Origin of the sequence: Vibrio sp. 10N.222.46.A1, assembly GCF_041473595.1 — a bacterium.
Taxonomy (GTDB): Bacteria; Pseudomonadota; Gammaproteobacteria; order Enterobacterales; family Vibrionaceae; genus Vibrio; species Vibrio tasmaniensis_A.
In genome coordinates this window covers 1-244 of the sequence record NZ_JBFRSN010001649.1, presented here as the reverse complement: position 1 = coordinate 244, position 244 = coordinate 1, and the positions used below count along the sequence as shown (strand labels likewise).

Below are 244 nucleotides of genomic sequence, written 5' to 3'. Positions count from 1 at the left end.
GCCCTTGCTTCAATAACTTACGCGAAAGCCTTAACCGAGATTGGATTTGATACGCATGCGGCGGAAGACCAAATTCTTTCTGAAAAGAACGCACTAAGTGAAACGGGCTCAATGCCGCTAACTTAGATAGTTCGTCTAGCGACACATCGGCTTGTGGGAAATCATCTAAAAACTCTTTCACCAACACAAGCTGGCGCTGAGTTTTCCCATCGAGTTGAGGGTTAAGCGGCGATTTTCCATGTCG

The 244-nt window shown here is 46.7% G+C and carries 1 pseudogene; it reads right to left on the bottom strand.

The annotated features are described in order from the left end of the window. Positions 1–244: pseudogene (locus tag AB4496_RS28655) on the bottom strand (AraC family transcriptional regulator); the annotation flags it as partial.